Below are 5,603 nucleotides of genomic sequence, written 5' to 3' on the forward strand. Positions count from 1 at the left end.
GGCTGTTGAAGCTCTAAAAGCCAATAATTTAAGCCAAGAAGTATTGGATGAGGCTAGCGCTAAAACGGCTGAACTTAAAGCGACGAAAGGTCGTGCTTCCTACTATGGGGAACGGTCTATTGGTGAACCTGATCCAGGAGCTGAATCTAGTAAATACTTATTTGAAGCATTAATCAAGGCACAAGCATAAAATGAAATGAAGCCTCCTTCTTGTCAAAAAGGGGGCTTCATTTCATTTGTCTTATTCTCAGAGAGGCGTTCTTCACCGAACAAAGGTCACTCAAATCTGCTGTTGAAAAGAATTATGCTTGATGTTTTGCTATGTCTATATAAACATACTCTCACGCTGTCAGTTTAGGCAACATGCGGTGAAGAAAGGAAATCACTATTTAGGCATATTGTTTGTTCTAATCTTACTACACTCATATCAAAAGGCACATCTTTCATAAGAAACATCCTAGTAGTCTTCTCTATCATATGAATGCTATCCTCTTCCCAGTTAATTGAATTATCAGACTGTTGCGGTTCATGTTAGATATCAATAAACTATACATACATTCTCTTTGTTTTGAATTAATTGGCTTGTAATTTCTTATAAGCACGGCGTAACATCCGTGCATTCACTGCACAGACTACGGTAGACAAGGACATAATAATAGCTGACAAAGCTGGTCCAAGGACAATACCTAGTCCAGCAAAAACACCAGCCGCTAGTGGAATAGCCACCACATTATAACCCGCACCCCACATGAGGTTTTGATTGATCTTTTGTTTGGTTGCTTTCGATAGGTTAAGAATATTTAAGACATCATGGATATTTGAATCAACCAAGATGATATCTCCTGTTTCTCTCGCAACATCTGTCCCTGCACCAATTGCAATCCCTAAATCAGCTTGTGCAAGGGCCGGCGCATCGTTGACCCCATCACCAACCATGGCAACACGTCCACCATCCGCTTGTAACGACTTAATTTTACTGGCTTTTTCATCAGATAAAACCTCTGCGAAGACACCATCTAAATGGAGCGCTTGACCTACTGAATCTGCCACTTGTTGGTTATCACCCGTTAACATCAGCACTTGGATTCCTTTATTTTGCAGTTCAGCTACCACTGCTTTAGCCTCTTCACGAACAATATCGGATACTGCAACAGCACCCACTAATACCTGATCATAGATAACAAAGACAACAGTTCGCCCTTTAGAAGCAGAGGCCTTAAAAGCTTCTTCATCAAATGTATAACCTGCTTGTCTAGTAGCTTTTGGACTTAGGATTTGAATATTCTTCCCATCTACAGTCCCTTCAAGTCCTTTACCGGTCAGATTATGGTAATCAGCAACCGGTAATTTTTCGATCTTTCTACTTTCAGCTTCTTTCACAATACCTCGAGCAATTGGATGCTCAGATTGGCTTTCAATCGCGTAGACAATTTGTAAAAGAGAAGTTTCATTAAACTTGCCATCCATAACAGTAATCTCGTCTACTCCAAACTCACCTTGAGTAAGGGTTCCAGTCTTATCAAAAACGATTTTATCTATCTTATGAGCGTCTTCAAATGCGATACGGTTTTGAATAAATAAGCCAGATTCAGCAGCTAAGGAAGTAGATTCAGCATTTACCAAGGGAACTGCCAGCCCAAGTGCATGCGGACACGCGATAACAAAGGTTGCTACCATAAACTGTAAACCCATTAGATAGCCGTCGATAGCAGTCCAAGCGACAAAGGCAATAATCCCTACAACTAAAGCGATATAAAATAGGTATTTAGCCCAGACATCAGCAATGGATTGCGCCTTAGATTTTTGTGCTTGTGCGTCAGTAACTAAGTTAATAATCTGCGCTAAATAAGTATCCGTACCCGTTTTCGTCACAATAGCTTTTAGGATACCATCCCCATTAATAGCACCCCCAACAATCTTCGCGTCCGCTTCTTTTAATACGGGGACAGATTCACCAGTCAACATTGATTCATCTACTTCAGAATGCCCTTCATAAACTGTAGCGTCGATAGGAATCTTCGCACCTGGCCGGATGAAGATACGGTCGCCCTTCTTCAATTGGTCGACTTTTACTTCACTTGTTGATCCGTCTTCATGAATCACTTCAGCGTCGGACGGTAAGAGTTTGGCTAGCGATTCAACAGCATTACCCGCTGACATTTGTGCCCTCATCTCAATATAATGTCCCGCCAACATAATCAATATCAAGCTAGCAAGTTCAATATAATAGTTCATTCCACTAATGAAGAAGGTGGTTAAAACCGAATAGACATAAGCTGCAACAATCGCTAGAGAAATCAGCATCATCATACCCGGAACCCCTGATTTCAATTCATGCCAAGCATGACTTAAGAAGGGCTTACCTCCGTAAAAGAATACGATAGTAGCAAGGCCAAATTCCAAAAGCCCTTGGCCCGGAAAATCAATATGATAACCAAGCAAGTGCATTAACATAGGTGCAATAATCGCTAAAGGGATAGATAATACCAAAACTACCCAGAAACGTTGCTTAAAATCAGCCATCATATGAGCGCCGTGTCCGTCATGTCCATGATGACCATCGTGGCCACTATGATCATGGTGGTCATGGTTATGCTCTCCGTGATTCATATGTTCATGGTCGTGATCATGGTGCATATCCTGATGATGTCTTGTCTTATTTTCTTTATTCATTATTTCCTGCCTCCTACTGCATGATAATTATATTTGTTTACGTTTGTAAACTATATTTGATTTAAGTATAATTGTCTTATTTTGAAAATGCAAATAATCATGCATACATTCAGGATACTTTTTTCTAGGTTGAGCTCTTTAAAAACAATTTAAGGATGTTTTTCGAATTTAATTACTGTAATAGAGCATATTCAGATAAGTTTATCTATCCCATCATAAAAAGAGGCATTTCATGCAGTCCTAGTGCTTTTTATCCTTGAATCGGCATACCTAGGCAGACACAGGCAAAAGGACTTAGTCGTTGGATTGACCAAACAGGATCGAATGTAATCGTCACAGTCACTGCCTTTATGATAGCTATTTGACTCAGTTTTTCCTGAAAGTCCTTTTCAATCACAAATACTAATGGACAAGCTGATGTCGTAAGGGTCATCACTACAGTACACTCACCTGTGAGATTTAGATCTACTTCATAAATTAAACCTAAATTTGGAAAATCAATCCCTAACTCTGGGTCGATAACCTCGAGCAATTGCGCCATTATGACCTTTTGGTGGTTCACAGCCTCTCCTTTAAAAACAATCCCATATGTGTTTGCTGATACGGACATCTCTTCACTCCTTCCTTTGCGTTAACTACCACTTTAGCTAGCTAGCTCTTCAAGGGTCAAAGAAAGGATGATCTCATTTTAATTCGTATACAATATTGTATTAAGATAAATCTACATCCTTAGGTTTATTGCTTTCAAAGCTCAGAAACTCTACTATTCTTCTCAAGTAGTAGTGTTATTTAACCAACTACTCAAAAGTATAAAAGGATAAGTGATTGCATATGAACCATACCGATGATTTCACTGTTGACTTTAACCAACCTGTCAAAACGCTCATCGACGACCATCCCGACCTATTAGCTTTATTAGTTGAAATTGGTTTTACCCCTTTGGAAGACCCAATCTTACGCCAATCTATCGGCCAATTTGTGACCCTTAATCGCGGTACTAAAATCGCAGGCGTCTCCGTAGCATTTATCTGCCAACAACTGATTTACAATGGCTATCAACCAATTGGAGTAAAGAAAAATAATGAAAAAGAAGCATACTAACCAAGAAAAACAACGATTACAGGTGCTTACTGACATGTTGACGCAACTTCACCATGGCGTAGACCCTAACAGTTTACAAGAAGCATTTAACCAGCACTTTTCCGGTGTTTCGGCCATTGAAATCGCCATGATGGAGCAAAAAATTATCTACGAAGACGATAATGACATGACCTTTGAAGATGTCTTGAAATTGTGTAACGTACATGCCCGCATGTTTGAAGACCAAGTAACAGGTCATTCAGCTGTAGAAATCGAACAAGAAAATCATCCCGTTCAGGTATTTAAAGCTGAAAACATGGCCTTTAGAGCCTGCATTAACCGAATCAACAATATTTTTAAAGCCTTAGAAGCCTTAAACGAAGATGATCCTAGTCGCTTAGACTTTACAGACGGCCTGAAGCGGCAATACCAACTCTTAGGGCAATTTGAACACCACTATACCCGTAAAGAACGGGTTTTCTTTCCACTGCTTGAAAAATACGGTTATAATGCGCCACCCAAAGTTATGTGGGCCAAAGATGATGAGATTCGTGACCTATTTCAAGCAGCTTTAAAGCCAGTTGATTTATTAAGAAGTAAAGATTTTACAGAAAGATTAGCGACAGCAAAGTTAGCTTTTGCAGATTTTGAATATGAATTTAAGGAGATGATTTTTAAAGAGGAAGCCATTCTTATAAATATTCTAGCCGAAAGTTTGTCTAGTCAAGATTGGGCCAAGGTTAGTGAACAAAGTAATATTTACGGCTTTGCGATTATCCGACCTACAGGTACATGGACAAGTTCAGATGAAAAAGATGATGACCAGCATGAAGGCACTACACCACTTACCAAAAATGTAGACCAGCCACGTAAGACCATTATTGAAAGCCAAAGAATCAGTTTTCCTGATGGCGCTATGCTCATCAGCTGGGAAGGAAAAACCGAATTACAAGCTACAGAAAGCTGCCAGCAAGCGATCATTGACCCTGACATGCCACTCCCTGTTGGCGATGGATTCTTATCTATTAACCAAATGCGGATTATCTTAGACCGGATACCAGTCACCCTTACCTTTATCAATTCAGCAGGACATATTCAATACACAAATTACACCCTGCCCTGTCAGGATAAGACGGGTTTCCCCTTTCAATATCGTGAAGATTGTCAGCTAGGGATGGCTGCACGGACGCTTTTTCCAGCCAGTGTTTGGAAGACAATTCACCCAGTTTTTGAAAAACTAAAATCTGGTCAAGAAAAGGCTGTGTCCTACTGGTTCCAAGAAACAAGCGCTAAGGGTACTGCAAAGATTTATGTGACATATCAACCACTGTTCGATGATCATCATCAATTCTTAGGTATCCTCGAATGCGTCCAGGATATCCAACGGTTTATTGACATCGCCCCAGGCACAGATCGTTCTGTTAAAGGACCAGATGAAGCAGATTTAAAAAACAAAAAATTGACAGCTTTAGTACGACTCGAAGAAAATCTCACTAGCAAACAAAGTGAAACGATACAATTTTCCGATGGATATGTACAGGTTGATTGGTATAGTCACCACAATCAACTGCTCACTAGACCAGACCAAGTAGCCATTGATCAACCATTAGACTTGGAAAATGGCTATCTATCCCTTGCTGAATTCACCAGTTTAATGAACGCCCTGCCTTTTGAAATTACCTATATAGACGAAAACTTCTGCTTTAGATATTTCAACCACGTGGTGCCTTATGATCAGATGATTTTCAAACGCTCACCTTTGGAAATCGGTCGTGACATTGAGTTTTGTCATCCACCGCGCTTATGGCCAAAGATTGCGCAACTTTTAGATGATTTAAAAAATGCTCGTC

5 protein-coding genes are annotated in these 5,603 nt (G+C 40.0%); 3 read left to right on the forward strand and 2 right to left on the reverse strand.

Annotated elements, in window-relative coordinates; all coding sequences use genetic code 11:
* The coding region (locus ACRCJ0_RS08890) for a DAK2 domain-containing protein (protein WP_431390217.1) at window positions 1-190 on the forward strand (190 nt) is incomplete at its 5' end.
* Window positions 191-573: 383 nt separating this feature from the next.
* Here the strand turns inward: ACRCJ0_RS08890 and ACRCJ0_RS08895 are convergent.
* Together ACRCJ0_RS08895 and ACRCJ0_RS08900 are read right to left on the reverse strand one after the other, a co-directional pair.
* Window positions 574-2,673, reverse strand: a complete 2,100-nt coding sequence (locus ACRCJ0_RS08895) for a copper-translocating P-type ATPase (protein ID WP_431390218.1) — start codon at window positions 2,671-2,673, stop codon at window positions 574-576.
* A 250-nt stretch (window positions 2,674-2,923) separates the two neighbouring features.
* A complete protein-coding gene (locus tag ACRCJ0_RS08900) occupies window positions 2,924-3,283 on the reverse strand; it encodes a metal-sulfur cluster assembly factor (RefSeq protein WP_418150086.1) in 360 nt (119 codons plus the stop codon).
* Between the two features lie 221 nt (window positions 3,284-3,504).
* Here ACRCJ0_RS08900 and ACRCJ0_RS08905 point away from each other — a divergent pair, with 221 nt between their 5' ends.
* Window positions 3,505-3,774, forward strand: coding sequence for a DUF1858 domain-containing protein (locus ACRCJ0_RS08905; RefSeq protein WP_431390219.1), 270 nt, complete (start codon window positions 3,505-3,507; stop codon window positions 3,772-3,774).
* On the forward strand, window positions 3,755-5,603 hold a 1,849-nt coding region (locus tag ACRCJ0_RS08910), incomplete at its 3' end, for a DUF438 domain-containing protein (RefSeq protein WP_431390220.1). The genes ACRCJ0_RS08905 and ACRCJ0_RS08910, both read left to right, overlap by 20 nt.

The organism is Aerococcus sp. L_32 (assembly GCF_050689315.1).

Bases quoted from the DNA above. Each gene is read 5' to 3' on its own strand.
- ACRCJ0_RS08895 (WP_431390218.1), bottom strand. From the start codon at position 2,673: ATGAATAAAGAAAATAAGACAAGACATCATCAGGATATGCACCATGAT.
- ACRCJ0_RS08905 (WP_431390219.1), top strand. From the start codon at position 3,505: ATGAACCATACCGATGATTTCACTGTTGACTTTAACCAACCTGTCAAA.
- ACRCJ0_RS08900 (WP_418150086.1), bottom strand. From the start codon at position 3,283: ATGTCCGTATCAGCAAACACATATGGGATTGTTTTTAAAGGAGAGGCT.